This is a genomic window from Bradyrhizobium erythrophlei (assembly GCF_900129505.1).
In the GTDB taxonomy this organism is placed as follows: domain Bacteria; phylum Pseudomonadota; class Alphaproteobacteria; order Rhizobiales; family Xanthobacteraceae; genus Bradyrhizobium; species Bradyrhizobium erythrophlei_D.
Genome location: NZ_LT670818.1, coordinates 3,581,846 through 3,605,188, shown reverse-complemented (window position 1 = coordinate 3,605,188; position 23,343 = coordinate 3,581,846). Strand labels below are relative to the sequence as shown.

Genomic DNA, 23,343 nt, shown 5'->3' with positions numbered 1-23,343 from the left:
GTCATGGCCGCGGCGTCACGGGTGGCGGTGTAGGACCTGCCGGCGGCACCGAGGCGCGTCTTGCGGCGGCCTGCGCCGATGCGGTACTTTCCCCGAACGTCGCCTTGGCAATCTCGCCGATACCGGCGAGCGATCCCAATATGCTCATCGCCTCGATCGGCAGCATGATGATCTTCTGGTTCGGCGAATCCGCAAGCTGCCCGAATGCCTTGATGTATTTGTCGGCGATAAAATAGTTCAGCGCGGCGACGTCGCCTTTTGCAATGGCCTCAGAGACCATCTGCGTCGCCTTGGCCTCGGCTTCCGCGGAGCGTTCGCGCGCCTCGGCGTCGCGGAACGCGGCCTCCTTGCGGCCTTCGGCCTGCAGGATCTGGCCCTGCTTGGCGCCCTCGGCGCGCAGGATTTCCGATTGGCGTTGGCCCTCCGCCTGCAGGATGTCGGCGCGCTTGACGCGCTCGGCCTTCATCTGCCGTCCCATCGCTTCCACGAGGTCGGCGGGCGGCACGATGTCCTTGATCTCGATGCGGTTGACCTTGAGCCCCCACGGCGACACCGCGGCGTCGACGACGCGCAACAGCCGCTCGTTGATCTCGTCGCGATGCGACAGCACCTGGTCGAGGTCCATCGCGCCCATCACCGAGCGGATATTGGTCATGGTCAAGACGATGATCGCCTGGTTGAGGTTGGAGACCTCGTAGCTTGCCTTGGCGGCGTCAAACACCTGGAAGAAAGCGACGCCGTCCACCGTCACGGTGGCGTTGTCCTTGGTGATCACCTCCTGCTCGGGGATGTTGATGACTTGCTCCATCATGTTCATCTTGCGGCCGACCTGGTCGAAATAGGGAACGATAATGTTGAGCCCCGGCGCCAGGGTGCGGGTGTATTTGCCGAACCGCTCGATGGTCCAGTCGTAGCCCTGCGGCACCGTCTTGACGCCGGCGATCAGCGTGAAAATAACCAGCAGCACCAGCGCAATGGCGAAAATATCAAACCCGGTCATAAACCCTCCACTGCCCGGCACGAATCGCGCCCGGGGCGCGCGCTTGTTTGTCTGTATACCGGCGGCGCCGGTTCAGTTCGCGCTTTTCAAATACAGGTAGGGGCGAGTTTGCAGGCCGCCAGATGTATGGCGGCTGAATCCGGGCAGTGAATCCCGTATCGTTAACTTAAATCCAGCCGTCAAATCCAGCCCTGCAACTCGCGCAAGACCAGTTGCCGGATGACGTCCATGCCGGGATCGCTGTCGTTCAGGCAGGGGATGAAGGCAAACTGCTCGCCGCCATTGTGCTTGAAGATCTCGGCGTTTTCCTGCGCGATCTCTTCCAGCGTTTCCAGGCAATCGGCGGAGAAGCCGGGGGTAATCACCGCGATGCGGCGCAGGCCTTCCTTCGCCAGTCGCTCCATGGTCTTGTCGGTGTAGGGTTTTAGCCACTCGTCGAAGCCGAAACGCGACTGGAAGGTCAAAAGCAGTTTTGAGGCATCGAGGCCCATGCGCTTGCGCAGCGCTTCCGTGGTGGCGATGCATTGCGCCTGATAGGGGTCGCCCTTGTCGACATATTTCTGCGGCATGCCGTGGAACGAGGCCACGATCAGCTCCGGCTGAAACGGCAGCGTCTTGAGATGCGCGTCGATCGAAACCGCCAGCGCCTCGATATAATCAGGATCGTCGTAATAGGGCGGCGTCACCCGCAAGGTCGGCTGCGCGCGCATACGAGCGAGCACCCGGAACACTTCGTCGCACACGGTCGCCGACGTCGCCGCGGAATACTGCGGATAGAGCGGCACCACCAGCAGGCGATCACAGCCCCGCGCGATCAACGCCTCGATCCCCGCGCGAATCGACGGGTTGCCGTAGCGCATCGCCCAATCCACCTCAATGTGGTCGTGGTCGGCGATGCTGCGAGCCAGCTTGTCGGATTGCGAGCGGGTGATGGTTTTCAGCGGAGATTCGTTCTTCTCGGTATTCCAGATCTTCAAATAGTCGCGCGCCTTGCGGGCGGGGCGGACGCGCAGGATGATGCCGTTAAGTATCAGTTTCCACCGCAGCCCCTGGTCCTCGATCACCCGGGCGTCGCTGAGAAATTCCTTCAGATAAATGCGCACGCCCTTGGCGTCGGCGGTGTCGGGGGTGCCGAGATTGACCAGCAGCACGCCGACGCGCTCCGCCCTGTTTTCGGCAGCCGCAAGCTTTGCTTGCTCGATGGGAACAACCGCAGTCATGATTTCCCTTCTATCACCCCGCCGTCATCGTCCCCGTGGGCGGACGATCCAGTACTGCGTGCCAATTCGGCTCAATAACTGACGCCGGCGATTACTGGATGCCCGCCTTCGCCGGCATGACGCCGGTGGCTACGCGCGTTGGACTATCCTTGTCAAGATAATGGCCCGTTCGGTACTGTCCAAGCCTTACTATCCAAGCCTTGCTATCCAAGCCTTGCTATCAAAGCCTTGTGCGGGTCGGGGGAAGCCATGACGGTCGCCGAATGGTGCGTTTTCGGAACGCTGATGCTCTATCTGCTGACGATCGCATCCGTGAAATGGATCGGGTTTCGCCGCTTTGACAATTCAAAACCGCGCGATCCCGCCTTCTATGCCGACCCGATCCGTGCGCGCGCGCTGGGCGCCCATCAGAACGGCATCGAGGCGTTTCCGTTCTTTGCCATCGCGGTGCTGCTGGCGGAATTCCGCGCCGGACCGCAACGGCCGATCGACGAGCTGGCGGTGCTGTTCCTGATCGTGCGGATCGCCTATGTCCTCACCTATCTCGGCAACCGCCCGACGCTGCGCTCGATCCTGTGGAGCCTCGGCTTTGCGATCAACCTGGCGATCTTCTTCATGCCGCTGATACACGGCTTCTGGCCGGGCTAAGCTTATAAACAGGTGACGCGCGTCGCGCGGCGATATCGCGGGACAAGCAGTCTGCGCCGGCTGCCGGCGACTCAGCTTGCGCGATTGCCGGTCTCTTCCGAAAGCCAGCTTTCAATTCCGGACGGCCCGACAACTCGCTTTGGCAGAAAGGGATTGATTGTTCCCGCGCTCACGTCGGCGCCTGCGGCGATCTGGGCCGCGGCAAACTGTTTGGCCGCGGATTCGCTGGCAAAGGTCCGGGAGCGACGCGAGTAGTGTCCGGTGTTCTCCTGGTGTGGAATGTAGATCGACACGTACCAGATGTGCGGATTTATCTTGATCACGATGCGATAGCAACCCTTGCCGACACTGGTCGTGGGTTTGTCGCGCGGGCTCGACTATGGGTTCATCACGGGCATTGCACCGTGATCTTGTTGGCGAACATCATGCCGAAATTGGAATTATCGCCGCTGGCGAAAGACTGTTCGCCGAGCTTCTGGGCACTGGCGGAGCCGTCGTTTGGCCGCTGGAAGCTGATCTGGCAGGCGGCGGGCGCCCCGACCAGTTTTATCGGATCCTTCTCGGCGTATTTGAAGTCGATGAAGAACTCGCGATCGAACACTTCCAGCACCAGCTCCTTCGATTTCACAGGCGCCTTCAGCGGCAGCGTGAAATGCAGGGTCAGCAGGCTATCCCTGTATTCAAGATAGTAGTCGACCGGTTCCTGGAATTTTTCCTTCTTGCCGTCGGCCTTGGCAAATGTGAAGAAGCCATATTCCTTCAGCGACTCGACATTGGTCTGCGCCAGGGGCGCCAGCTCCTCGTGGCTATAGACGCCCTTGGTCCTGGCCTCGATGCCCTGCAGGGCATAGGTCGAAAACATGTCGTCGAAGGTCCAGGCATGGCGCACGCCCGTGATCGCGCCGTCGGGGGCGTAGATCAGCTCGCTGGTCGCGGTGATCCAGACATGGGGATGCGCCTGCGCGGCCCGCCCGCAAAGTGCGACGGCGCCGGCCAGCACCAGCAACGCGACGAACCCGCGCAGCGCGCCCTTCACCTCAGGCGGCCTCGGGCGTTTCCAGAAGGCCGCGCCGGCGCAGCAGCGCGTCGGGTTCCGGCTCCCGGCCGCGGAAGGCGACGTAGGCATCTTCGGGATCGCGCGAGCCGCCGGAGGAATAGATGTCGTCGAGCAGGCGTTTCGCGGTCGGCGGATCGAAGATATTGCCGGCCTCCTCGAAGGCGCCGAACGCGTCGGCGTCCATCACCTCCGACCACATGTAGCTGTAATAGCCCGCCGCATAATGATCGCCGGAAAAGATATGACCGAACTGGGTCGGCCGGTGCCGCAGCGAGATCTCCGCGGGCATGCCGATCTTTGCCAGCTCCTGCCGTTCGAACGCCCGCACATCGGAAATTGCCGACGCCGGCTGGGAGTGGAATTCGAGATCGACCAGCGCCGAGGAGACGAATTCCACGGTGGCAAAGCCCTGGTTGAACTTGCGCGCGGCAAGGAAGCGCTGCAAGAGGTCGTCCGGCAGCGGCTCGCCGGTCTGGTAGTGCCGGGCGAACTGCCGCAGCACCTGCGGCTGCTCCTGCCAGTGCTCGTAGAGCTGCGAGGGCAGTTCGACGAAATCGGTGAACACGCTCGTGCCGGACAGCGAGGGATAAGTCACGTTCGACAGCATGCCGTGCAGGCCGTGGCCGAATTCGTGGAACAGCGTGCGCGCGTCGTCGGGCGACAGCAGCGACGGTTCGCCGTCGGCGCCCTTGGAGAAGTTGCAGACATTGATGACCAGGGGTGCGACCTCGCCGTCGAGCTTCTGCTGGTCGCGCAAGGACGTCATCCAGGCGCCCGAGCGTTTCGAGGGCCGGGCAAAATAGTCGCCATAGAACAGCGCCTTGTAGCGGCCGGCACTGTCCTTGACCTCCCAGACCCGCACGTCCGGGTGCCAGACCGGGACATCCCTGCGCTCGGTGAAGCTGACGCCGAACAGCCGCGTGGCGCAGTCGAACGCCGCCTCGATCATGTGGTCGAGCGCGAGGTACGGCTTGATGGCGGCGTCGTCGAAATTGGCTCTGACCTGGCGCAGCTTTTCGGCGTAATAGCGCCAGTCCCATGGGGCGAGGGCAAAGTTGCCGCCTTCCTGCGCGACCAGCGCCTGCAGGTCGTCGCGATCCCGCATCGCCCGGGCCCGGGCGGGCTTCCAGACCCGCTCGAGCAGGCCGCGGACGGCTTCCGGGGTCTTGGCCATGGAATCCTCAAGCCGGTAGGCGGCAAAGGTCGGGAAGCCCAGGAGCTTGGCGCTCTCCTCGCGCAGCTTCAGGATCTCCAGGATGGTTTCGTTGTTGTCGTTGGCGTTGCCGTTGTCGCCGCGCGCGGTGAAGGCCTTGTAGGCCTTCTCGCGCAGCTCGCGCCGGCTCGAGCTCTTCAGGAACGGCTCGACCGAGGAACGCGACAGCGTCACGATCGCCTTGCCCGGCATGTCGCGCTCGGTGGCGGCGGCTCTGGCAGCTGCGACAAAACTGTCGGAAAGGCCGGCGAAATCGGTCTCCGCAAGCTCCATAAACCAGTCCTGCTCGTCGCCGAGCAGATGATGGCTGAAGGCGGTGCCGAGATGGGCCAGCCGCTCGTTGATCTCGGCCATCCGCTTCTTGGCCACCTCGTCGAGGCCGGCGCCGGCGCGGTGGAAGCGGGTATAGGTGCGCTCCAAGAGCCGCAGCTCCTCGCCGGTCAGACCCAGCCTGGCGCGGTTGTCGTGCAGCATGGCGATCCGGCCGAACAGCACCGCGTTCATCATGATCGGGTTCCAGTGCCGCGCCATTCGCAGCGACACCTCCTTGTCGATCTCGAGCAGCGCCGGATTGGAGTGCGCCGATACCAGATCGTAGAACACTCCCGACACCCTGGAGAGCAGTTTCCCGGAGCGCTCCAGCGCCGTGATGGTGTTGGCGAAGTCCGGCGCCGCCGGGTCGTGCTCGATGGCCGCGATCTCGGCTGCGTGATCGGCGAAGGCCCGCTCGAAGGCCGGGAGGAAATGTTCCGGCGCGATCTCCGCGAACGGCGGGGTCTCGAACGGCGTCTGCCACGCCTTCAGAAGCGGGTTTGCCTGGGCCTGTGCGGCGGCCGTCGTTTGCTGGGTTTCCGACATCGTTAATCCCGTTTGCTTGCCCGTTTGCGTGCCAAATCTGCGCTGCCCGTTATATCACGCGATCGGGCTTTTTTGGGCCTTTTACGCTTGATACAGCGGGCCTTTTCATAGAGATTGCGGCTCGAAAACAGGACGAGAATTCATGAACGTTCAGCCCTCTCCGACCGCGCCCCGCCAGATCATCTGGCAAAGCGTCATCACCGTCATCTCCGCGGCGATCCTGATCGGCGCCGAAGTGTTCGGCGCGGCGTTCGCCGGCGGCTGGGCGCTGGCGATCCTGTTCGGTCTGGACGACACCGGCGCGCACATCCTGCAGGCCGTGCTGTTCGCACTCGGCGTCTTCGTGATGGCGGCATTCATCCGCGCCGCCCAGCGTGTCGAGCCGTTCACGCGCCGCGCGTAAGCAGGCCTCGCACGAGCGAGCCGCGGCCCGCGCCAGCGTCGGATGCTCACGCTTCGCTGGCAAAACTTAATGCCTGTTCATTTTCAGCGCCGCGGGCGCGCTCCCACAGCCACAGTGAAAGCAGCTGTTAGGGAAATTTCTCCTCAGCCTAAAAAAAATCTTGCGAAGCAGAGTCAAAACCCTTATGTGCGGACTTGCCCAATTTCGCACGTGCCTGTGGTCGTGTGTCAGTCGGTAGGTATCCGGACAAGAGGCCGGACAGCCGCCAAGGGATGAAGAACCGAGGGTCAACCAAGTCGCGAGACTTGAGAGGCCAGCATCTCTCTCAAGAGATGCCGTTGAAGGTCCCTTCACCCCTTGCAACCGTGACTGGCAGCCGGAGGCGAACCGGCGCACCTCGTTCTCAACGGGGGACGCGACTTAAAGCAACGACGGATCGGGCTTTTTTGGTCTCTGCCGGCTTTCCACCAGCCGGCGCGAATACCGAAGAGGCTTGTCCTTCATTGCCAGGTGTGCGGGCGGGATCATTCCCAACCAATCCACGGCAGCACAATTCGGTCTGAGCTTTTTGGCCCCGTCGCGCCTCCATCGCGCGAAGTGGCCGGGATGCTTTGATCCGAGATCATTTTTGAACGTGTCCCCGTCGCTGGGGCCGTTTGGGAGGGTGCTACTATGACCGAACGTATCCAGGAATTCCTGCGCAACCGCCGTAACGAGGGCCAGGACGTCGAGCCGTGCCTCGTCGTCGACCTCGAAGTCGTGCGCGACAACTATCAGAGCTTCGCCAAGGCGCTGCCGGACAGCCGCGTGTTCTACGCGGTGAAGGCCAATCCGGCGCCGGAAGTGCTGTCGCTGCTGGCCTCGGTGGGCTCGTGCTTCGACTGCGCCTCGGTCGTCGAAATCCAGATGGCGCTGGCCGCCGGTGCGTCGCCGGAGCGGGTCTCCTATGGCAACACGATCAAGAAGGAGCGCGACATTGCGCGCGCCTTCGCGCTCGGCATTCGCCTGTTTTCGGTCGATTGCAGCGCCGAGGTCGAGAAGATCGCCCGTGCCGCCCCCGGCGCCAAGGTGTTCTGCCGCATCCTCTATGACTGCGCCGGCGCCGAATGGCCGCTGTCGCGCAAGTTCGGCTGCGATCCGGAGATGGCGGTCGAGGTGCTCGACCTCGCCAAGCGTCTCGGGCTGGAGCCGTACGGCATCTCGTTCCATGTCGGCTCGCAGCAGCGCAAGGTGAAGGCGTGGGACCGCGCGTTGGCGATGGCCTCCACCGTGTTCCGCGACTGCGCCGAACGCGGCATCAACCTGTCCATGGTCAACATGGGCGGCGGATTCCCGACCAAGTACCTCAAGGACGTGCCGCCGGTCGTGCAGTACGGCCGCTCGATCTTCCGCGCGCTGCGCAAGCATTTCGGCAACCAGATCCCGGAGACCATCATCGAGCCGGGACGCGGCATGGTCGGCAATGCCGGCATCATCGAGACCGAAGTCGTTCTGATCTCCAAGAAGAGCGACGAGGACGAGGTGCGCTGGGTCTATCTCGACATCGGCAAGTTCGGCGGTCTCGCCGAGACGATGGACGAGTCGATCCGCTACGCCATCCGCACCCCCCATGACGGCGCGGACATGACGCCGTGCGTGCTCGCAGGGCCCACCTGCGATTCCGCCGACGTGCTGTACGAGAAGATGCCGTACCCGCTGCCGGTGACGCTCGAGATCGGCGACAAGCTGCTGATCGAGGGCACCGGCGCCTATACGTCGACCTACTCGTCGGTGGCCTTCAACGGTTTCCCGCCGCTGCGGACCTACCACATCTGAGGTAGCCTCCCAGAGGCCAGAATAACCCGGGAGCCGGTCCGCCGGCTCCCCTCCCTTCACATGCGAATTTACTGACAACGCTCCCGCGCGGCTTGCTGCCGTCGGGAAGCGGGGACTGACGTGCCATGACTGCTTTGCGCAAGACCCGGATCACCCTCTCTTCCGACGCAGCTCCGTTCGCGATCCGTGCGGAGCGTGCCTCGGACGTCGCTGCCCGTGAAGCGCTGCTCGATGCCTGCTTTGGCTTAAATCGCCATCTGCGCACCTGCCAGCGCCTGCGCGACGGACGCGCGCCCGCCGAAGGCCTCGCCTTCTCGGCGGTGCGCCAGGATGGAGAGAAAGGTCGGCTGGTCGGGACGCTGCGGTTGTGGCACGTCAGCGCCGGGGGCGTGCCGGCGTTGGTGCTGGGCCCGCTGGCGGTCGATCCGTCGTGCCGGGAGTTCGGTGTTGGGGCCGCGCTGATGCGTCAGGCGCTGGCGGCCGCCGAAGCGGCCGGCCATGGCACGGTGCTCCTGCTCGGCGACGCGCCCTATTACACCCGCTTCGGCTTCTCCGCGCAGAAGACCGGCGAACTGTCGCTGCCCGGCCCGTTCGAGCGCGACCGCCTGCTCGCTCTCGAACTGCGCGAGGGCGCGCTCCACGGCGCCAGCGGGATGATCGCACCGACCGGCGCATCGGTGGAAGCCAAGCCTCGCCGTGCCAGGGCGGCGCGGCCGGCCCGGCGCGCCGCCTGATTGCCCAATGTCATGGCACAAGACCAGCCCACGACGCGCGACACGCCGAACCCGCGCGGGCGGACCATCACCACGATCCTCGTGATCCTGATCGCGGTCATGATCGTCCGGGATATCTTCGTGCGCCGATGGGGGCCTGCCACGCCCCCGGCCAGCGACGTGACGCAACGTTCCCGGTGAGTTAGCGGTTGCGCGCACCGGCAAAAAGCCCGTAAACCGCCCAAAATACTTAACTCGAGGTCCAGATGTCACGCCGTCTCATCTCCACCGGCTCCCCCTTTGAGAAGACCGCCGGCTACAGCCGCGCCGTCATCGATGGCGATTTCGCGTTCGTCGCCGGCACCACCGGCTACGACTACGCCACCATGACCATGCCGCCCGATGTCACGAGCCAGTCACGCAACTGCTTCAAGACCATCGAGGCTGCCTTGAAAGAGGGCGGCTTCGCGATGGCCGACATCGTCCGCGCGACCTATTACATCACCGACGCTGGGGATGCCGACGCCCATTTCGCGGTCTGCGGCGAGGTTCTTGGCGACATCCGACCGGCCGCGACGCTGCTGGTGGTCGTGGGCCTCTACAAGCCCGAGATGAAGATCGAAATCGAAGTCACCGCAAAGCGGCGCACTGCCTGATCCCCCTTCGCTGCCAAACACATCCATATTTTCGGAGACAGATTGATGAGCCCGCCCGCGCAAATCCATGCGAAAATTTCCGGCCCCATAGTCATGATCGGTTTCGGTTCGATCGGCAAAGGCACCATGCCGCTGATCGAGCGGCACTTTGCCTACGACAAATCCCGCTTCGTCATCATCGACCCGCACGAGGATGGCGAACTGGCAAAACAGCACGGCGTGCGCTTCATCAAGCAGGCCATCACAAAAGACAATTACCGCGAGGTGCTGGTGCCCTTGCTCACCGCCGGCGGCGGCCAGGGCTTTTGCGTCAACCTGTCGGTCGACACTTCCTCAGTCGATATCATGAGCATGTGCCGGGAGATCGGCGCGCTCTATATCGACACCGTCGTGGAACCGTGGCTCGGCTTCTATTTCGACAAGAGTATTGGCACCGACAAGCGCTCGAATTACGCGCTGCGCGAGACGCTGCTGGCGGCCAAGCACAGGAATCCGGGCGGCACCACCGCAGTTTCCACCTGTGGCGCCAATCCCGGCATGGTGTCGTGGTTCGTCAAGCAGGCGCTGCTCGACATCGCCCGCGACACCAACACGCCTTTCAACGAGCCGAAGAGCCGGGAGGGCTGGGGCCAACTCGCCCACAAGCTCGGCGTCAAAGGCATCCATATCGCCGAGCGCGACACCCAGCGCGCCAAGAAGCCGAAACCGATCAACGTGTTCGTCAACACCTGGTCGGTCGAAGGCTTCGTGTCCGAGGGCATGCAGCCGGCCGAACTCGGCTGGGGTACCCATGAGACGTGGATGCCGGACAATGGCCGCACCCACCATGATGGCTGCGGTGCGGCGATCTATCTGCTGCAGGCCGGCGCCAACACCCGGGTGCGTTCCTGGTGCCCGACGCCGGGCGCGCAATACGGCTTTCTCGTCACCCATAACGAGTCGATCTCGATCGCCGATTACTTCACCGTGCGTGACGGCGGCAATGTGATCTACCGCCCGACCTGCCACTATGCCTATCATCCAACCAACGACGCGGTACTGTCGGTGCACGAGATGTTCGGCGCCGCCGGCAAGATGCAGCCGTCCTGGCGAATCCTCACCGAGGACGAGATCGAGGACGGCATCGACGAACTCGGCGTGCTGCTCTATGGCCACGGCAAGAACGCCTACTGGTACGGTTCGCAGCTCTCGATCGAGGAAACCCGCCAGATCGCGCCCTACCAGAACGCCACCGGCATGCAGGTGTCGTCGGCGGTGCTCGCCGGCATGGTGTGGGCGCTGGAAAACCCGACCGAAGGAATCGTCGAGGCCGACGAAATGGATTTCCGCCGCTGCCTGGAAATCCAGACGCCGTATCTCGGGCCGGTAAAGGGTTTCTATACCGACTGGACGCCGCTGACCGATCGCCCGGGACTGTTTCCGGAAGATATCGACACGAGCGATCCCTGGCAGTTCAGGAACGTGCTGGTGCGGTGAACGTGACGACGGCGAGATCTGCCGCGCCGTTTCACCCCCGATTGTCGTCACCCGCGAAGGCGGGTGCCCAGCAGACACCGACATCTCGAGTCTCACGAACGTACCGGCGTACTGGATGCCCGCGTGCGCGGGCATCACAGTTGAAGCGCGACGGCCGAGCGCGGTTCTATTTCTTCAGATAATCGAACGCCACCGATCCCAGCCCCAAGGTCAGATCCGCCTTGAAATGCAGGGCCGAGACCACCTCGCGCACCGGCAGTTTTGCTACATCGCAAAGCGCGTGCGGGAACAGGCCGAGCGCGGCGGGGCCGATCCAGGACTCTTTCAAGGTGATCTCTTCGAGCGAAAAACGCACCAATTCGCAGATCCGCGGACTGCCATCGACATGCGGAATGATCTTCAGGATAAAATTCGGCGCCTTCATGCTTTTGAGCACGGCGTCATGATCGGCCGGGCGGTGCTTGTAGCCCATCGTGGCGGAGGCGCAGAGCACCGAGCCATAATGCAGCGTTCCCACCAGAACATCGCTTTCGACTTCAATCTTCGGTCTTGCCAATTTCTTCGGAAATCCCCAGAGCTCGCGGCCGCCGGCGATCGGCCCTTCGTCGTCGAGATACATCGCATGCGTATAGGCCCCCTCCTCGCCGTTGAAGCGCACCGGGATCACCTGTCCGGTTTCGGTGTAATCGCCGAAGCCGGTCGAGTCGGGCATCCGAATGAATTCGTATTTGACCACTGAATCCATGATTTCGAGCGGCTCCGGCACCACGGCGGCCAGCGCCTCGGGGTCGGTGCGATAGGTGATGACGAAATATTCGCGGTTGTAGAACCGGTAAGGTCCCGGCGGAAACGCCGGATTGGTCAACGGCATCGAATAGGCGTTTCGCCTGACATCGTCGATTTTCATCGTCGGCCCCTTCTGTCATTTGCGCTTGTCGCGGGGCCCGATTATGGGGCGGCAAGGTGACACAAGCGAGACTGTAGAACCGGCAGCTTCAGTCAAAACAACGTCAGCGGCCGCGACTCGCCCGTCATTCGGGGGCGCACGCCAAGAATTCGCTGTCATCATCCGCGGAGGCGGATGATCCAGTAAACGCCGGCGTCTCGAGTCCCTTCAGCTGCCGCGGAATACTGGATGCCCCGCCTTCGCGGGGCATGACAGTTGAATATGAACCGGCGTTCCGTACTCGGGGGCTCGGAATGACCCAGCTATTTCTGCTGGATCGGCGGCGCCATCTTCTCCGCCGGCGCGGGCGGCAGCACCGGCTTGGCGCCTTCCTTCTGCGCCTCCGCGTTGGGGCGGGCCGGCTCGGGGGCCGGCGTGGTCGGGCGCTCGCCGCCGGGCTTCGACTCCGCGGGCGGCGTCTTGTCCTGATCGGCAGGCGGGGACGACTGCAACGGCTGGGTGGCCTGCGCCATCTCGGCGGTGTGGCTGGCCCGAAGCTTGGTCAGAGCCAACCCGGATACCGCCAAGCCCGCGGTGACCATCACGGCCGCGAGCAGCAGATCCCTCGCCAGAGTACGTTTCCTGTCGTCCGCAGACATCTGGTCACCGCCATTGTTGCGGAATCAACGGATGCAAAAGGGCATTGTTCCCCGGGGAACCAATGACCCTGGGAACGCCGAACAATGGCGCCTAAAACTCCAGCAGGCCGGAATCGCCATCCTCGGCGGCAAAGGCGAGCTGCGTGCCCTTGGCGTTCCACGCCAGCGCTGCCACTGCCGCCGGGCCGTTTCGGCGCACCAGAATTTCCGCACCGTCTTCCATCCGGACCATCAGGACGGTGCCGTCGCTGTAGCCGGCGGCGAAGATGTCCTGCTTCGGATTGCAGGCGACCGCGGAGACGCGCGCCTGTAGCGGCGCCAGCATCGCCGGCTCCTTGCCCATCGGGCCGTCCTTGCTGGCGAAGGGCCACAGGATCACGGTGTCGGCACCGGAGGTCGCCAGCGCCTTGCCGCCCGCGCTCCAGGACATCGAGCGGACCCGGCCGGGATAGCCGGTCATGCGCATGTGCCGGTTGTCGGCGAGCCGCCAGCCATGCAGCGCCGGCTCATGCATCGCCGTGACCAGGAACTTGTTGTCGGGGCTGAAGGTGACGGCCAGATGCGAGCCCGCCCATTCCAGAATTTCGGGCTTGGCCGCCATGTTGGGAAACCACAGGCTCACGCCGTTATAATGCGCGACCGCAAGGCGCAGGCCCTTTGGCGCAAACGCCAGCCCGCCGACCGTCGAGGGCGCGTCGAACGATTTATCCTCGCTCTTGCTGCTGCGGACAAAGGCGGTCTTCCCCGCCGACCACGCGAACGCGCCATCGGGATGCAGCGCGACATTGTCGATCCAGCGCCGCTTTGGGTCAGTCGCGAGCAGCGTCACCTCGCCTTTGCTGTCGAGCGAAACCAGTTTGCCGTCGTCGCCGCCGGTGACGAGACGCGTCCCGTCGGAAGCCGCGCACAAGATGCCGCCGCCGTGGGCCGCCACTGGCGTCACCTCGCCTTGCGCGCTCACGAGGAAAACGTTTTCCTCGGCGCCGACAAAGGCCGCGTTCTCGCCCAGAAAGTGCACCGCGGTGACGGGCGCCCCGATCTCGACGGTGCGCACCCGGTCGGTGACCGACGCGATGGAGGCGGAATGTTCGCCGGGATCGAACTGTGTCATCACGTGGTGATGCAGCGCTCGAAGCCGTCCCGGATCGTCTGTTCGGGCAATTCGCGGCCGATGAAGACGAGACGGCTCTCGCGCGGCTCACCCTCCTTCCAGGCCCGCTGGTGATCGCCCTCCAGCATCATGTGCACGCCCTGGAAGACATAGCGGTCGTCATCGTCGCTGAAGGCAAGGATGCCCTTCGAGCGCAGGATCTTTTGGCCTTCGCTGGCGACCAAGTTCTGCAGCCAGGGCATGAATTTGGTCGCGTCAAGCGGCTTGTCCGACCGCAGCGACAGCGATTGCATGTCCTCGTCATGGTAGTGGTTCAGGCCGTGACCGTGGTCATAATCGTGATGATGGTGGTCGTGGTGATGATCGTGGTCGGAGCCCTCCTCGAGAAACTCCGGCTCTAGCTCGAGGATGCGGTCGAGATCGAACGCGCCGCGCTCCAGCACGTCCGTTAGCGCCACTTGGCAACGCTCGGTGCGATGCAGTTTTGCATAGGGGTTGATGGCGCGGATCCGGGCCTCGACCTCGGCCAGTTCGGCTTTGCTCACGAGATCGGTTTTGTTGAGCACGATGACGTCGGCAAAGGCGATCTGGTTCTTGGCTTCCGGAGCATCCTTGAGCCGGTCGCTCAGCCATTTGGCGTCGGCCACGGTGACGACCGCGTCGAGCCGAGCGTTCTTCTGCACGTCCTCGTCGACGAAGAAAGTCTGTGCCACCGGCGCCGGATCGGCCAGCCCCGTGGTCTCAACGATGATGGCGTCGAACTTGCCCTTGCGCTTCATCAGGCCCTCGAGGATGCGCACCAGATCGCCGCGCACGGTGCAGCACACGCAGCCATTGTTCATCTCGAACACTTCCTCGTCGGCGCCGATGATCAAATCATTGTCGATGCCGATCTCGCCGAATTCGTTGACGATCACGGCGTATTTCTTGCCGTGGTTTTCCGACAGGATCCGGTTCAAGAGGGTGGTCTTGCCGGCGCCGAGATAGCCGGTCAGCACGGTCACGGGAATTTTCTGGGAGGTCAAATCGGACATACTATCTCCGCAAGCGGTAATTTGGTGAGCTGCGCCGGCAGCAGGGAGGGCCCCTGCCCTAATCGGCCAGCGTGGCGGTCAGAGCCTTTATATTGTGCCTGACCAGTTCAATGTAAGTGGGGGCATCGCCCTTTTCGCCCGTCAAACTGTCGGAATACAGCGTCCCGCCGACCCTGGCGCCGGTCTCGGCCGATATCCGCCGGATCAGCCGGGGATCGCTGATATTTTCAAGAAACACAGCTGGAATTTTTTGCCTTTTGATCTCTGTGATGATCCCGGCGATATCGCGGGCGCTGGCCTCGGATTCCGTGGAAACGCCGAGCGGCGCGACGAACTCGATGCCATAGGCGGCGGCAAAATAGCCGAAGGCGTCATGGGTCGAGATCACCTTGCGCCGGCTGGGCGGGATCTTGGCCACGGCCTCGCGCACCTCGCCGTCGAGCGCGTCGAGCTTTGTCAGATAATCTCGCGCGTTGGCGCGAAAGACCCCGGCATCGGCGGGGTCGGCGGCGGCAAGTGCATCGCTGATATTCGTCACATAAATCTTCGCATCGACAACCGACTGCCAGGCGTGCGGATCGGCGTCGGAGCCGACCTTGAGCGGCGCGATGCCCCTGGTGGCGGTGATAATCGCCGCCTTGCCGCCGGAGGATTGTAGCAGCCGCGGCAGCCAGCCTTCGAGACCAAGGCCGTTGATCACCAGAAGCCTTGCACCCGCAATCGTCTTCGCATCCGATGGCGCCGGGTCATAGACATGGACATCGCCATTGGGACCCACCAGGGTGGTGACGTCGACGCGATCGCCGCCGACATTCTTCACGAAATCACCAAGGATGGAAAAACTCGCGACGACCTTGACACGCTCCTGCCCATGCACCGGCGCAACCGCCGCGGCGATCACCACACAGATCAGCCAAAGTCGAAAACGCCGCATCGCTCCTCCCGCTACGCTTCGAGGTGGCGGCCGGGAAACATCTGCCGGAACAGGCCGCCGACGCTGCCGAAAAACACCGAGCCGACATAGAGCGCCGCCGCCGTCAGGATGATCGCCGGGCCCGACGGCACTTTGGTCTCGAACGACAGCACCAGCCCCGCATAGCCAGACAGGATCGCGCTTAAAACCGCGATGCAGATCATGCCGGTGATGTCGCGCGACCAGAACCGCGCGATGCCCGCCGGCAGGATCATCAGCCCGACCGCCAGCAGCGTGCCGAGCGCCTGAAAGCCGTTGACGAGGTTGATGACGACCAGCGCGAGGAACGCCAGATGCGACGGCGCGCCGGCGCGGCTCACCGTACGCAGGAATATGGGATCGACGCTCTCGATCACCAGCGGGCGGTAGATCATCGCCAGCACCAACAGCGTGATGGTGGCGTTGGACGCAATCACCAGCAAGGTCGGGTCGTCCATCGCCAGGATATTGCCGAACAGCACGTGCAACAGATCGATATTGGTGCCCTTGATCGAAACGATGGTCACGCCGAGCGCCAGCGACACCAGATAGAAGGTGGCCAGCGAAGCGTCCTCCTTGAGCCCGGTCGAGCGGGAGACCATGCCGGCGAGAATGGCCACGGTAAACCCCGCGACCAGCCCGCCCGTGGTCATCGCAAACAGATTGAGGCCCGATAGCAAAAAGCCGATCGCCGCTCCCGGCAGGATCGCATGCGCCATGGCGTCGCCGACCAGGCTCATCCGCCGCAGCATCAAGAATACGCCGATCGGCGCCCCGCCGAGCGACAGCGCGATCACCGCCGCAAGCGCCCGGCGCATGAACTCGAATTCGGTGAAGGGCGCGATCAGCGCGTCGTAAATCATCAGGCGGCCCGCGACGGCAGATCGTCCACGGCGCAGGCGGGGGCCGAATCGTCGAACGCCTCGCACATGCGACGGGCTTCCAGCAGGTTTTCCGGGGTCAGCACCTCGGCCGTTGCGCCCCAGGCGACCGGCCCACGCGCCAGCAGCAGGGTTTCGGGGAAATTGGCGCGCACCAGCTCCATGTCGTGCAGCGCCGCCAGCACCGTGCGCTTCTCGGCGTGCCAGCGCCTGACAAGATCAAGCAGGTCGGCCGAGGTCCTGGCGTCGATGGCGTTGAAAGGCTCATCCAGCACGATCAGGCGGGCGTCCTGCAGCAGCACGCGCGCAAACAGCATGCGCTGCATCTGGCCGCCCGACAGCGTGCCGATCGGGCGATTTTCAAAGCCGTTGAGGCCTACGGCTGCGAGCGCATGCACGATCTTCTCGCGCGCGGCCTTGCCGATGCCGCCGAAGAAGCCGGTCGCGCGCCACAGTCCGGTGCCGACGAAATCATACACCGAGATCGGAAAACTGCGGTCGATGTCCACCGTCTGTGGCAGATAGGCGATATCCCGGGCGTCGAGGCCGCCGGTCGCGATCGAGCCCGCCAGGGGTTTAAGGATGCCGACCAGCCCGCGAAACAGCGTCGACTTGCCGGCGCCGTTGGGGCCGATCACCGCGAGCAGCGCGCCGGGCGCGACCTCGCCGTCGAGATGATGCACCGCCGGATGCCGGTCGTAGCCGAGCGTGACATCGCTGAATTTGATTTGCGCGGTCATGCTCACCTCATCGCCAACCACACGACCGCCCACAACACGGCGCTCACGACGACCGCGGCGGCAAGGCGGGACAGCACCGTCATGCGCAGGATCGACCAGGGTGCTGCCTGCGCCGGATGCGGCGAGGCCGGCCCATGGCGGTGGACGGGCACATGCCCGTGCGCGTAGTGGCTGTGGTCGTGGGAACCTGTCATCGAAAAAATGTTATATTATAACATTACGGGTGTCCACCGACCCCGGTTTCCGACGATTTTGGCAGGCCTTACGGCTTCCCGATCGCCATCGCGATGGCCGCGGCCAGGAACGGAAACGGCAGCGACACCGCCGCGCGGAACCAGACGAAGCGGGCCGGCATGAACGGGATTTCCCACAACAGCAGGCGCTGGAAGGCGAACAGCGCCCAGGCGATCACATAGGCGATCACCTGCGGCGGGCCGCCGCCGGCCTTCATCGCCACGGCGCCGATGGAAAAGCCGATCACCGGTCCGCCCGGGGTGGCAGCGCCGGCGATGGTGGCGGTCAGCACGCCGAGCCAGCCGGAATCCGGCCCCAGCCAGCCGGTGATGATCTCCTGCGGGATCACGGCGGCGATATAGCCCGAGCCGATCACGCCGAGCGCGATGCGCGGCACGATGTTGATGAAGTCCATGGTGCCTTCGCGCAGCGAAGCCTTGAGCACCGTCGGGCCGCGGCGGAACGCGATAAACCCGACCGCGGCAACCGACGCCCACAGAATGACGTCGATGATCAGGGCCGAGCTCATTCCGGCTCGCCCTTCGGATAGATCCGGACATAGACAAAACGGCCGAGCGCGCCCGCTAGCACCGGCAGCGGCAGCGAGATCACGATGCGCCACAGCGTGAACTCGGTGCCCATGATCGGCAATTCCCAGGCGATGGCCCGGCCGTAGCCGATCAGGGTCCAGCTCACCACCATGGCGATGGTGGCGCCGAAATCGGCGCCGACCGCGAGCAGCGCGCTCGCCACCGGATAGGCGGTGAACGGCCCGCCCGGCAGGATCGCCCCGAACGCGGCCCCGATCAGCAATCCCTTCAGTCCGGATTTGGGCCCGAGCGACCGCGACACCTTCTCATGCGGAAGGACCTCGGCGATGAAGGCGCCGAGCAGACAGCCCGCCAGCACGCGCGGCAGGATGCCGCCGAACAGCGAGAGATCGTGGGTCAGGATGTCGGTGACGCCGCTGATGCCGTCGCGCCGCCACACCAGCGTCGCGCTGACCGCGACAAGCGCCGCGATCACGATCATCGACCAGCCGATCGGTTTCCGAATGTGTCCGGGGCGCGGCTCGGCATCCGCGGCGTCGTCGGCGGGCGCCGGGTCTTTCAGGGGATGTTCTGACAAGGCTGGGGTCTGTCGCGGGGTGGGGCTGACCCTGCTTAGTCTCGCCGGCCAGTCGATGCAAACGGAAGCGTGACAACATCCATGCACGGCTGAAGGAGGCCTATGCGGCTTTGGTGGCCTTTGTCTTGAGGCGTTTTCTTCACGCGAACCGGCATCCACTTCGCTCGAAAACGCTATGCGAGGTGGCGAACCAGCGCGAGGCCGGCAAACAGGCCGACGATCGAAATCACCACCGAACCGACCACGTAGAACACGGCAAGCCCGACCTCGCCGCGTTCATAGAGCAGCGCGGTATCGAGCGAGAATGCCGAAAACGTGGTGTAGCCGCCGAGAATGCCGGTCATCAGGAACAGCCGCCAGGGCTGCGACGCCTCGCCCTTGAACGCGAGATAGCCCGCGATCAGGCCCATCACGATCGAGCCCGTAATGTTGATGATGAAGGTGCCGTAGGGAAACGCCGTGCCGAGGCCTCGCGCGCATAACATGTTGACGGCATGACGCAGCGACGCGCCCAGCCCGCCGCCGATAAAAACCAGAAGATAACTCATCTGACGCTTTTTCCCCAAGGACAGGACCACCGGCGCGTCCGGTTTTGCCGCAACCGCGGGATCCCCACAAGGATCGCCGAAACAACCCCACCAACGAAAAGGGCGGCAGCTCGATGCCACCGCCCCCTGGATTCGTACCTTGAAGAGCCTCAGACCTTCGAGAACAACTGGTCGACATATTCCCAGTTGATCAAATGATCGCAAAACGCCTTCAGATAGTCCGGACGGCGGTTGCGATAGTCGATGTAGTAGGAGTGCTCCCAGACGTCGCAACCGAGGATCGGCGTTCCGCCATGCACCAGCGGGCTTTCGCCGTTGGCGGTCTTGGTGATTTCCAGCTTGCCGTTCTTCACGGTCAGCCAGCACCAGCCCGAGCCGAACTGGCCGACGCCGGCGGCGGCGAAATCGGTCTTGAATTTCTCGAGACCGCCGAGGTCCTCGGTGATCTTCTTTTCCAGGCGGCCGGGCAGCTTGGAGCCGCCGCCATTGGGCTTCATCCAGTTCCAGAAATGCAGATGGTTGTAGTGCTGGCCGGCATTGTTGAAGACCGCGGGGTTCTTGCCGAACGAAGCCTTCACGATCTCCTCGAGGGACTTGCCCTCGAATTCGGTGCCCTTGATCGCGTTGTTTCCATTGGTCACGTAAGCCTGGTGATGCTTGTCGTGATGGTATTCCAGCGTTTCCTTGGACATGTGGGGTGCAAGGGCGTCATAGGCATAGGGAAGATTGGGAAGCGTAAAGGTCATGGGCTGATGTCCGAAAATGATGGGAGACGTGGCTTAACGGGAACCCTTATAGAAGGTTCCATCGGTCTTAGACACCCATTTAAAGTGGACGGGCGCCCCTTCCCGCGCCGCAAGATTGCCAAACACCGTGGCGCGGATTTCAATTTGGAAATTTGGGGGGAAATAACGTCATGAAATTCGTGGCTTCCCGCTGGTCGCGGCGGGCGCGCCGCTGTGGTACTGCAATATGACCGTCGCCCAAAAAAGGCAGCAGCATTCACATCAACGTCAAGACCGCACGCGTCGAATTAGAGAATTGAATGAGCCTTGAGATCGACATCCTGAATGGAGACGCCTCCTGGCCGATGGCGGAACCGCTGTACAACGCGGTCTGGCCGCCTGAGGTCGTCAAGACGCTGCCCTGGGCTGACATCGCGTTTGCCCATGCCGACTTGCGGGTGCTGGTCCAGAACGAGGCGGGCGACGTCGTCTGCCATGTCGGCATCTACCGCCGCGAGGTCACATGGAACGGGCGCAAAATGCGGGCCGGCGGCATCGGCGGCGTGATCAGCCGCGAGGACAGCCGCCGCAAGGGCTATGCCAGCATCGCGCTCAATGCCGCCGTTCAAACCCTGAAGGATGAAGGCGCGACCGATTTCGCGCTGCTGTTCTGCGAACCGCACAACGCGCCGTTCTACGTGGGGCGCGGCTTCAAGCCGTTCGACGGCGAGATCTGGTGCGAACAGCCGACAGGGCGCGTCCGTTTCGAAGCTATCGCGCCCTATGTCCATCAGCTCAAGCGCGCGCCACTGCGTGGCACGATCGACTTATGCGGTCTGCCCTGGTGAGCCCTGCGCGCGGCCATGGGCACGCACCGGCGTGCATACCTGCCAATCCGATCAAAGCCCTGTCAACGCTGTGATCAGCAGCGAATATGCCATTGCACGCGCCGGATTTACTGCTAAGCAGGCCTGCTTTTTTGGGGGGCCCGATGGCGTGCAGATTTAGCTTTATCGTTACGACCTTGGCGCTGTTGCTCGCGGCGCCGATTGCAAGGGCGCAGTCTGGCGGGGAAGTCAGCGGAATTTGGCTGACACAGGCGGGCGACGCCAAGGTGCGCGTCAGCAAATGCAGCGGCGGCATTTGCGGGGTCGTGATCTGGCTGAAGGATCCCATCAATCCTGCGACCGGAAAGCGCCAGGTCGATGACAAGAATCCCAATCCAGCGCTGGCCAGGCGCCCGATGATCGGGCTGCCGCTGTTCAGCGGCATGCGCCCGTCCGGTCCGGACAAATGGTCGGGGCCGATCTACAACGCCGACGACGGCAACAGCTATGCCAGCAACATTTCGGTGGCGGGCCCGGATGCGCTGAAGGTCGAAGGCTGCGTCGGCGCGCTGTGCGGCGGCGAGACCTGGACGCGCTCGGCGCGCTGATTTCAGGCTGGCGTCGCCTTTAGTGCCGTCGCCGCCGAGGCGTAGCCGCCGCGGGCGCCGTCGATGAAATGCACGTGGTCACTGCGCAGCGCCGAGGGCGTAAAGCAGGTCATCATCGCGGCGTCCTGCCGGTGCAGGCCATAGCGCGCGACGCCTGCGGAAGCCGCTTGCAAGAGCCGCCTGGTCAGCGCGCTTTCCAATTCGCCGGTGCAGTCGAGGATCATCCGCAATCCGTCGTCATATTTGCGGAAGTCGGAATTCTCCACCACCTGCCGCACATAGGTCTTCGGGACGAAGCCGCCAACCTTGATGCCGTAGCGCATGATGAGATAGACAAACAGCGTATGCGCGAGCACGCCGGCGCGTCGCTTCAATAACGACCCTCCGCGCTGCGCGCGCGCCTCGTAATCGACGCCGGCCGGTGGCCATCGCAGCGGCGGGCCGCCGGGGGGCACCGGCCGCCCCGCATCCGGACTGCGCTCGACCAGCGCAATGACGTCCTCGATCACTTTGCGAAAGGCGCCGTCGTCGGCATTCCGCGCGGGCACTACCAGCACCGAGAGGATGATCCCGCGTGCGGAAGGAATTTCCTCGAACCGGCACGACAGGCCGGTGAGATCGGGCTGCGTGCCCGATGGCGCGACCTCGACTTTGAACTCGCCGCGCTTCATCGCCGCTTCCGCCCAGCCGAGACCGCCGCCGGAGAACATCGCGTAGGACAAATTTGGCGACGGCCCGAACCGGGCGACGCGAACATCGAGGCCTTGCGCGCGAACGGCTGCGACCGGCACCAGCGCCACCCGCATCGCCAGATTGAGATCGTCCTTGACCCAGGTCGCGGTCGCCGCCAGCGCTTCGCGGGCAGCCTCGAAATCCTCCGGCGATACGGCAAAACTGGCGCCATCACCGCCGAACACGAACGGAAATTCGCGTCCCCCCAGCGCGTTGGTGATCGCCGCGATCACGGCGGCGCCGGCCATGTTGACCGCCTTGTAACGCGCCTCCGCGATCGCCTTGGTCGATTCCACGATATCGGCGACGCCGATGCGCCAGTCGTCCGGCAGCGGCGAATAGAGCGCCGGGTCCATCAGGCTGGCAAAGCCGCGAAAGACCGGAATGCTGCCGTAGAAACCGTCGCTGCCGCCTTTTGTGCTCATGGGCGCGGGATGATCCGGATTCTTGATGTCAAACAAATACGGGTGGATTGGATTTCGGGTTCAATCAAATGGTGCGACCTGGGCGTCATAACACCAAAGCCTGATCTTTATTTGCGGCTGTTGCGTGATCCACGCGGCGGTGGCCTGTGCTTCACGGTCTTTGTCGCTTCGTTGCGGGGCGACACCCGCGTCGTCTTTTTGCCCGCATTGGTACGCAGCCGCAGGCCATCGACGAAGACATCGAGCAGTCGCACCACGCTCTTCTGCCAGCCTGGCTGGTCGTGCAGGTAGCACATGCCGACGAGCGCCCGCAGAATGTCTTCCGGGCTGATGTCGGAGCGGATCTCGCCGGCGGCGACGGCCCGGTCCAGCAAGGCGCCGACCGCCTTGGTCAGGCGCTCGAACGAAAAGGCGGTGAGTTCCGACGAGCTTTGCACCGCGAGCGCCAGCGCCGCCGACATGCCCTTCTTGGTGGCGACGAATTCGACATTGGACCGCAGCCAGCGACGCAAGGCGTCGACCGGGTCCGCCTCGCTCTTCAACGATTCCGCCAGTTCCGAGAGCTGCTGCACTTCGCGCCGATAGACGGCCTCGAACAGGGCCTCGCGCGTCGGGAAGTGGCGATAGAGCGTCCCGATGCCGACTCCGGCCCGCCGCGCCACCGCCTCGAGGCTCGCGTCCGGGCCGCCGGCACTGAACACGGCCTTGGCAGCCTCCAGCACGCGCTCGCGGTTGCGGATCGCATCGGCGCGCGGCTTTCGAGCAATTGCTGCGGAGGGCGTTTCCATCAAAAT

General features: G+C 63.8%; 28 protein-coding genes. 9 read left to right on the top strand and 19 right to left on the bottom strand.

Going from position 1 to position 23,343, the window contains the following annotated elements:
* Nucleotide 1: 1 nt before the first annotated feature.
* Nucleotides 2-1,000 (bottom strand): SPFH domain-containing protein, encoded by a 999-nt coding sequence (locus B5525_RS16660; protein ID WP_079566986.1) that lies wholly within the window; start codon nt 998-1,000, stop codon nt 2-4.
* A gap of 179 nt (nt 1,001-1,179) precedes the next feature.
* Nucleotides 1,180-2,220 carry a ferrochelatase gene (gene hemH, locus B5525_RS16655; protein ID WP_079566985.1) on the bottom strand — a complete coding sequence of 347 codons (1,041 nt, stop codon included), beginning with the start codon at nt 2,218-2,220 and terminating at the stop codon, nt 1,180-1,182.
* Nucleotides 2,221-2,469: 249 nt separating this feature from the next.
* Here hemH and B5525_RS16650 point away from each other — a divergent pair, with 249 nt between their 5' ends.
* Nucleotides 2,470-2,868: an MAPEG family protein gene (locus B5525_RS16650; protein WP_079566984.1), complete on the top strand. Its 399-nt coding sequence runs from the start codon at nt 2,470-2,472 to the stop codon at nt 2,866-2,868.
* 71 nt (nt 2,869-2,939) lie between these two features.
* Here B5525_RS16650 and B5525_RS16645 read toward each other — a convergent pair whose 3' ends face one another.
* The 3 genes from B5525_RS16645 to B5525_RS16635 all read right to left on the bottom strand — a co-directional run bounded on the left by B5525_RS16645 (nt 2,940) and on the right by B5525_RS16635 (nt 5,996).
* Entirely contained in the window at nt 2,940-3,191 is a 252-nt protein-coding gene (locus tag B5525_RS16645) for a hypothetical protein (protein WP_079566983.1), read from the bottom strand.
* Nucleotides 3,192-3,256: 65 nt separating this feature from the next.
* On the bottom strand, nt 3,257-3,904 hold the full coding sequence (locus B5525_RS16640) for a DUF1007 family protein (protein ID WP_425305271.1): 648 nt from the start codon (nt 3,902-3,904) through the stop codon (nt 3,257-3,259).
* 1 nt (nt 3,905) lies between these two features.
* Complete coding sequence (locus tag B5525_RS16635; RefSeq protein ID WP_079566981.1) at nt 3,906-5,996, bottom strand: M3 family metallopeptidase; 2,091 nt, start codon at nt 5,994-5,996, stop codon at nt 3,906-3,908.
* A 142-nt stretch (nt 5,997-6,138) separates the two neighbouring features.
* Between B5525_RS16635 and B5525_RS16630 the strand changes: the two genes are divergently transcribed.
* The 6 genes from B5525_RS16630 (at nt 6,139) to B5525_RS16610 (ending at nt 11,059) form a co-directional block, all read left to right on the top strand.
* A complete protein-coding gene (locus B5525_RS16630) occupies nt 6,139-6,399 on the top strand; it encodes a hypothetical protein (protein WP_079566980.1) in 261 nt (86 codons plus the stop codon).
* Between the two features lie 672 nt (nt 6,400-7,071).
* On the top strand, nt 7,072-8,214 hold the full coding sequence (locus tag B5525_RS16625; RefSeq protein ID WP_079566979.1) for a type III PLP-dependent enzyme: 1,143 nt from the start codon (nt 7,072-7,074) through the stop codon (nt 8,212-8,214).
* A 125-nt stretch (nt 8,215-8,339) separates the two neighbouring features.
* Complete coding sequence (locus B5525_RS16620; protein WP_079566978.1) at nt 8,340-8,948, top strand: GNAT family N-acetyltransferase; 609 nt, start codon at nt 8,340-8,342, stop codon at nt 8,946-8,948.
* Between the two features lie 12 nt (nt 8,949-8,960).
* The gene (locus B5525_RS45360; RefSeq protein ID WP_172899900.1) at nt 8,961-9,128 is read left to right on the top strand and encodes a hypothetical protein; all 168 of its coding nucleotides are present in this window, start codon (nt 8,961-8,963) and stop codon (nt 9,126-9,128) included.
* Nucleotides 9,129-9,193: 65 nt separating this feature from the next.
* Nucleotides 9,194-9,583, top strand: coding sequence for a RidA family protein (locus B5525_RS16615; protein ID WP_079566977.1), 390 nt, complete (start codon nt 9,194-9,196; stop codon nt 9,581-9,583).
* A gap of 45 nt (nt 9,584-9,628) precedes the next feature.
* Nucleotides 9,629-11,059 (top strand): homospermidine synthase, encoded by a 1,431-nt coding sequence (locus B5525_RS16610; RefSeq protein ID WP_079566976.1) that lies wholly within the window; start codon nt 9,629-9,631, stop codon nt 11,057-11,059.
* A gap of 166 nt (nt 11,060-11,225) precedes the next feature.
* On the opposite strand, the gene B5525_RS16605 is transcribed toward B5525_RS16610, so the two are convergent.
* The 12 genes from B5525_RS16605 to B5525_RS16550 all read right to left on the bottom strand — a co-directional run bounded on the left by B5525_RS16605 (nt 11,226) and on the right by B5525_RS16550 (nt 19,978).
* Nucleotides 11,226-11,966 (bottom strand): acetoacetate decarboxylase, encoded by a 741-nt coding sequence (locus tag B5525_RS16605; RefSeq protein ID WP_079566975.1) that lies wholly within the window; start codon nt 11,964-11,966, stop codon nt 11,226-11,228.
* A gap of 302 nt (nt 11,967-12,268) precedes the next feature.
* The gene (locus tag B5525_RS16600; RefSeq protein ID WP_079566974.1) at nt 12,269-12,604 is read right to left on the bottom strand and encodes a hypothetical protein; all 336 of its coding nucleotides are present in this window, start codon (nt 12,602-12,604) and stop codon (nt 12,269-12,271) included.
* A gap of 91 nt (nt 12,605-12,695) precedes the next feature.
* On the bottom strand, nt 12,696-13,715 hold the full coding sequence (locus tag B5525_RS16595; RefSeq protein ID WP_079566973.1) for a WD40 repeat domain-containing protein: 1,020 nt from the start codon (nt 13,713-13,715) through the stop codon (nt 12,696-12,698).
* Nucleotides 13,715-14,749 carry a CobW family GTP-binding protein gene (locus B5525_RS16590; protein WP_079566972.1) on the bottom strand — a complete coding sequence of 345 codons (1,035 nt, stop codon included), beginning with the start codon at nt 14,747-14,749 and terminating at the stop codon, nt 13,715-13,717. The genes B5525_RS16595 and B5525_RS16590 overlap by 1 nt, the downstream gene beginning before the upstream one ends.
* A 58-nt stretch (nt 14,750-14,807) precedes the next feature.
* Nucleotides 14,808-15,683: a metal ABC transporter solute-binding protein, Zn/Mn family gene (locus B5525_RS16585; protein ID WP_079566971.1), complete on the bottom strand. Its 876-nt coding sequence runs from the start codon at nt 15,681-15,683 to the stop codon at nt 14,808-14,810.
* 11 nt (nt 15,684-15,694) lie between these two features.
* A complete protein-coding gene (locus B5525_RS16580) occupies nt 15,695-16,564 on the bottom strand; it encodes a metal ABC transporter permease (protein ID WP_079566970.1) in 870 nt (289 codons plus the stop codon).
* Nucleotides 16,564-17,322 carry a metal ABC transporter ATP-binding protein gene (locus B5525_RS16575; RefSeq protein WP_079566969.1) on the bottom strand — a complete coding sequence of 253 codons (759 nt, stop codon included), beginning with the start codon at nt 17,320-17,322 and terminating at the stop codon, nt 16,564-16,566. The genes B5525_RS16580 and B5525_RS16575 overlap by 1 nt, the downstream gene beginning before the upstream one ends.
* Nucleotides 17,323-17,324: 2 nt before the next feature.
* The gene (locus tag B5525_RS46335) at nt 17,325-17,516 is read right to left on the bottom strand and encodes a hypothetical protein (protein ID WP_079566968.1); all 192 of its coding nucleotides are present in this window, start codon (nt 17,514-17,516) and stop codon (nt 17,325-17,327) included.
* Between the two features lie 68 nt (nt 17,517-17,584).
* Entirely contained in the window at nt 17,585-18,085 is a 501-nt protein-coding gene (locus B5525_RS16565; RefSeq protein ID WP_079566967.1) for a hypothetical protein, read from the bottom strand.
* Complete coding sequence (locus B5525_RS16560) at nt 18,082-18,684, bottom strand: permease (protein WP_079566966.1); 603 nt, start codon at nt 18,682-18,684, stop codon at nt 18,082-18,084. The genes B5525_RS16565 and B5525_RS16560 overlap by 4 nt, the downstream gene beginning before the upstream one ends.
* Nucleotides 18,685-18,857: 173 nt before the next feature.
* Complete coding sequence (gene crcB / locus B5525_RS16555; RefSeq protein WP_079566965.1) at nt 18,858-19,232, bottom strand: fluoride efflux transporter CrcB; 375 nt, start codon at nt 19,230-19,232, stop codon at nt 18,858-18,860.
* A 149-nt stretch (nt 19,233-19,381) separates the two neighbouring features.
* Nucleotides 19,382-19,978, bottom strand: a complete 597-nt coding sequence (locus tag B5525_RS16550; RefSeq protein ID WP_079566964.1) for a superoxide dismutase — start codon at nt 19,976-19,978, stop codon at nt 19,382-19,384.
* Between the two features lie 299 nt (nt 19,979-20,277).
* On the opposite strand from B5525_RS16550, the gene B5525_RS16545 reads away from it, so the two are divergent.
* A complete protein-coding gene (locus B5525_RS16545) occupies nt 20,278-20,805 on the top strand; it encodes a GNAT family N-acetyltransferase (RefSeq protein WP_079566963.1) in 528 nt (175 codons plus the stop codon).
* Between the two features lie 143 nt (nt 20,806-20,948).
* A complete protein-coding gene (locus B5525_RS16540; protein WP_079566962.1) occupies nt 20,949-21,392 on the top strand; it encodes a DUF2147 domain-containing protein in 444 nt (147 codons plus the stop codon).
* A 2-nt stretch (nt 21,393-21,394) separates the two neighbouring features.
* Here the strand turns inward: B5525_RS16540 and B5525_RS16535 are convergent, their stop codons facing one another.
* Both B5525_RS16535 and B5525_RS16530 read right to left on the bottom strand, forming a co-directional pair.
* Nucleotides 21,395-22,549, bottom strand: a complete 1,155-nt coding sequence (locus B5525_RS16535; RefSeq protein WP_079573440.1) for a DUF3095 domain-containing protein — start codon at nt 22,547-22,549, stop codon at nt 21,395-21,397.
* Nucleotides 22,550-22,656: 107 nt separating this feature from the next.
* A complete protein-coding gene (locus B5525_RS16530; protein ID WP_079566961.1) occupies nt 22,657-23,337 on the bottom strand; it encodes a TetR/AcrR family transcriptional regulator in 681 nt (226 codons plus the stop codon).
* Nucleotides 23,338-23,343: the final 6 nt, after the last annotated feature.

Coding starts and splice junctions, on each gene's coding strand:
- B5525_RS16660 (WP_079566986.1), bottom strand. CDS start 1,000: ATGACCGGGTTTGATATTTTCGCCATTGCGCTGGTGCTGCTGGTTATT.
- hemH (WP_079566985.1), bottom strand. CDS start 2,220: ATGACTGCGGTTGTTCCCATCGAGCAAGCAAAGCTTGCGGCTGCCGAA.
- B5525_RS16650 (WP_079566984.1), top strand. CDS start 2,470: ATGACGGTCGCCGAATGGTGCGTTTTCGGAACGCTGATGCTCTATCTG.
- B5525_RS16635 (WP_079566981.1), bottom strand. CDS start 5,996: ATGTCGGAAACCCAGCAAACGACGGCCGCCGCACAGGCCCAGGCAAAC.
- B5525_RS16630 (WP_079566980.1), top strand. CDS start 6,139: ATGAACGTTCAGCCCTCTCCGACCGCGCCCCGCCAGATCATCTGGCAA.
- B5525_RS16625 (WP_079566979.1), top strand. CDS start 7,072: ATGACCGAACGTATCCAGGAATTCCTGCGCAACCGCCGTAACGAGGGC.
- B5525_RS16620 (WP_079566978.1), top strand. CDS start 8,340: ATGACTGCTTTGCGCAAGACCCGGATCACCCTCTCTTCCGACGCAGCT.
- B5525_RS45360 (WP_172899900.1), top strand. CDS start 8,961: ATGGCACAAGACCAGCCCACGACGCGCGACACGCCGAACCCGCGCGGG.
- B5525_RS16615 (WP_079566977.1), top strand. CDS start 9,194: ATGTCACGCCGTCTCATCTCCACCGGCTCCCCCTTTGAGAAGACCGCC.
- B5525_RS16610 (WP_079566976.1), top strand. CDS start 9,629: ATGAGCCCGCCCGCGCAAATCCATGCGAAAATTTCCGGCCCCATAGTC.
- B5525_RS16605 (WP_079566975.1), bottom strand. CDS start 11,966: ATGAAAATCGACGATGTCAGGCGAAACGCCTATTCGATGCCGTTGACC.
- B5525_RS16600 (WP_079566974.1), bottom strand. CDS start 12,604: ATGTCTGCGGACGACAGGAAACGTACTCTGGCGAGGGATCTGCTGCTC.
- B5525_RS16595 (WP_079566973.1), bottom strand. CDS start 13,715: ATGACACAGTTCGATCCCGGCGAACATTCCGCCTCCATCGCGTCGGTC.
- B5525_RS16590 (WP_079566972.1), bottom strand. CDS start 14,749: ATGTCCGATTTGACCTCCCAGAAAATTCCCGTGACCGTGCTGACCGGC.
- B5525_RS16585 (WP_079566971.1), bottom strand. CDS start 15,683: ATGCGGCGTTTTCGACTTTGGCTGATCTGTGTGGTGATCGCCGCGGCG.
- B5525_RS16580 (WP_079566970.1), bottom strand. CDS start 16,564: ATGATTTACGACGCGCTGATCGCGCCCTTCACCGAATTCGAGTTCATG.
- B5525_RS16575 (WP_079566969.1), bottom strand. CDS start 17,322: ATGACCGCGCAAATCAAATTCAGCGATGTCACGCTCGGCTACGACCGG.
- B5525_RS46335 (WP_079566968.1), bottom strand. CDS start 17,516: ATGACAGGTTCCCACGACCACAGCCACTACGCGCACGGGCATGTGCCC.
- B5525_RS16565 (WP_079566967.1), bottom strand. CDS start 18,085: ATGAGCTCGGCCCTGATCATCGACGTCATTCTGTGGGCGTCGGTTGCC.
- crcB (WP_079566965.1), bottom strand. CDS start 19,232: ATGAGTTATCTTCTGGTTTTTATCGGCGGCGGGCTGGGCGCGTCGCTG.
- B5525_RS16550 (WP_079566964.1), bottom strand. CDS start 19,978: ATGACCTTTACGCTTCCCAATCTTCCCTATGCCTATGACGCCCTTGCA.
- B5525_RS16545 (WP_079566963.1), top strand. CDS start 20,278: ATGAGCCTTGAGATCGACATCCTGAATGGAGACGCCTCCTGGCCGATG.
- B5525_RS16540 (WP_079566962.1), top strand. CDS start 20,949: ATGGCGTGCAGATTTAGCTTTATCGTTACGACCTTGGCGCTGTTGCTC.
- B5525_RS16535 (WP_079573440.1), bottom strand. CDS start 22,549: ATGAGCACAAAAGGCGGCAGCGACGGTTTCTACGGCAGCATTCCGGTC.
- B5525_RS16530 (WP_079566961.1), bottom strand. CDS start 23,337: ATGGAAACGCCCTCCGCAGCAATTGCTCGAAAGCCGCGCGCCGATGCG.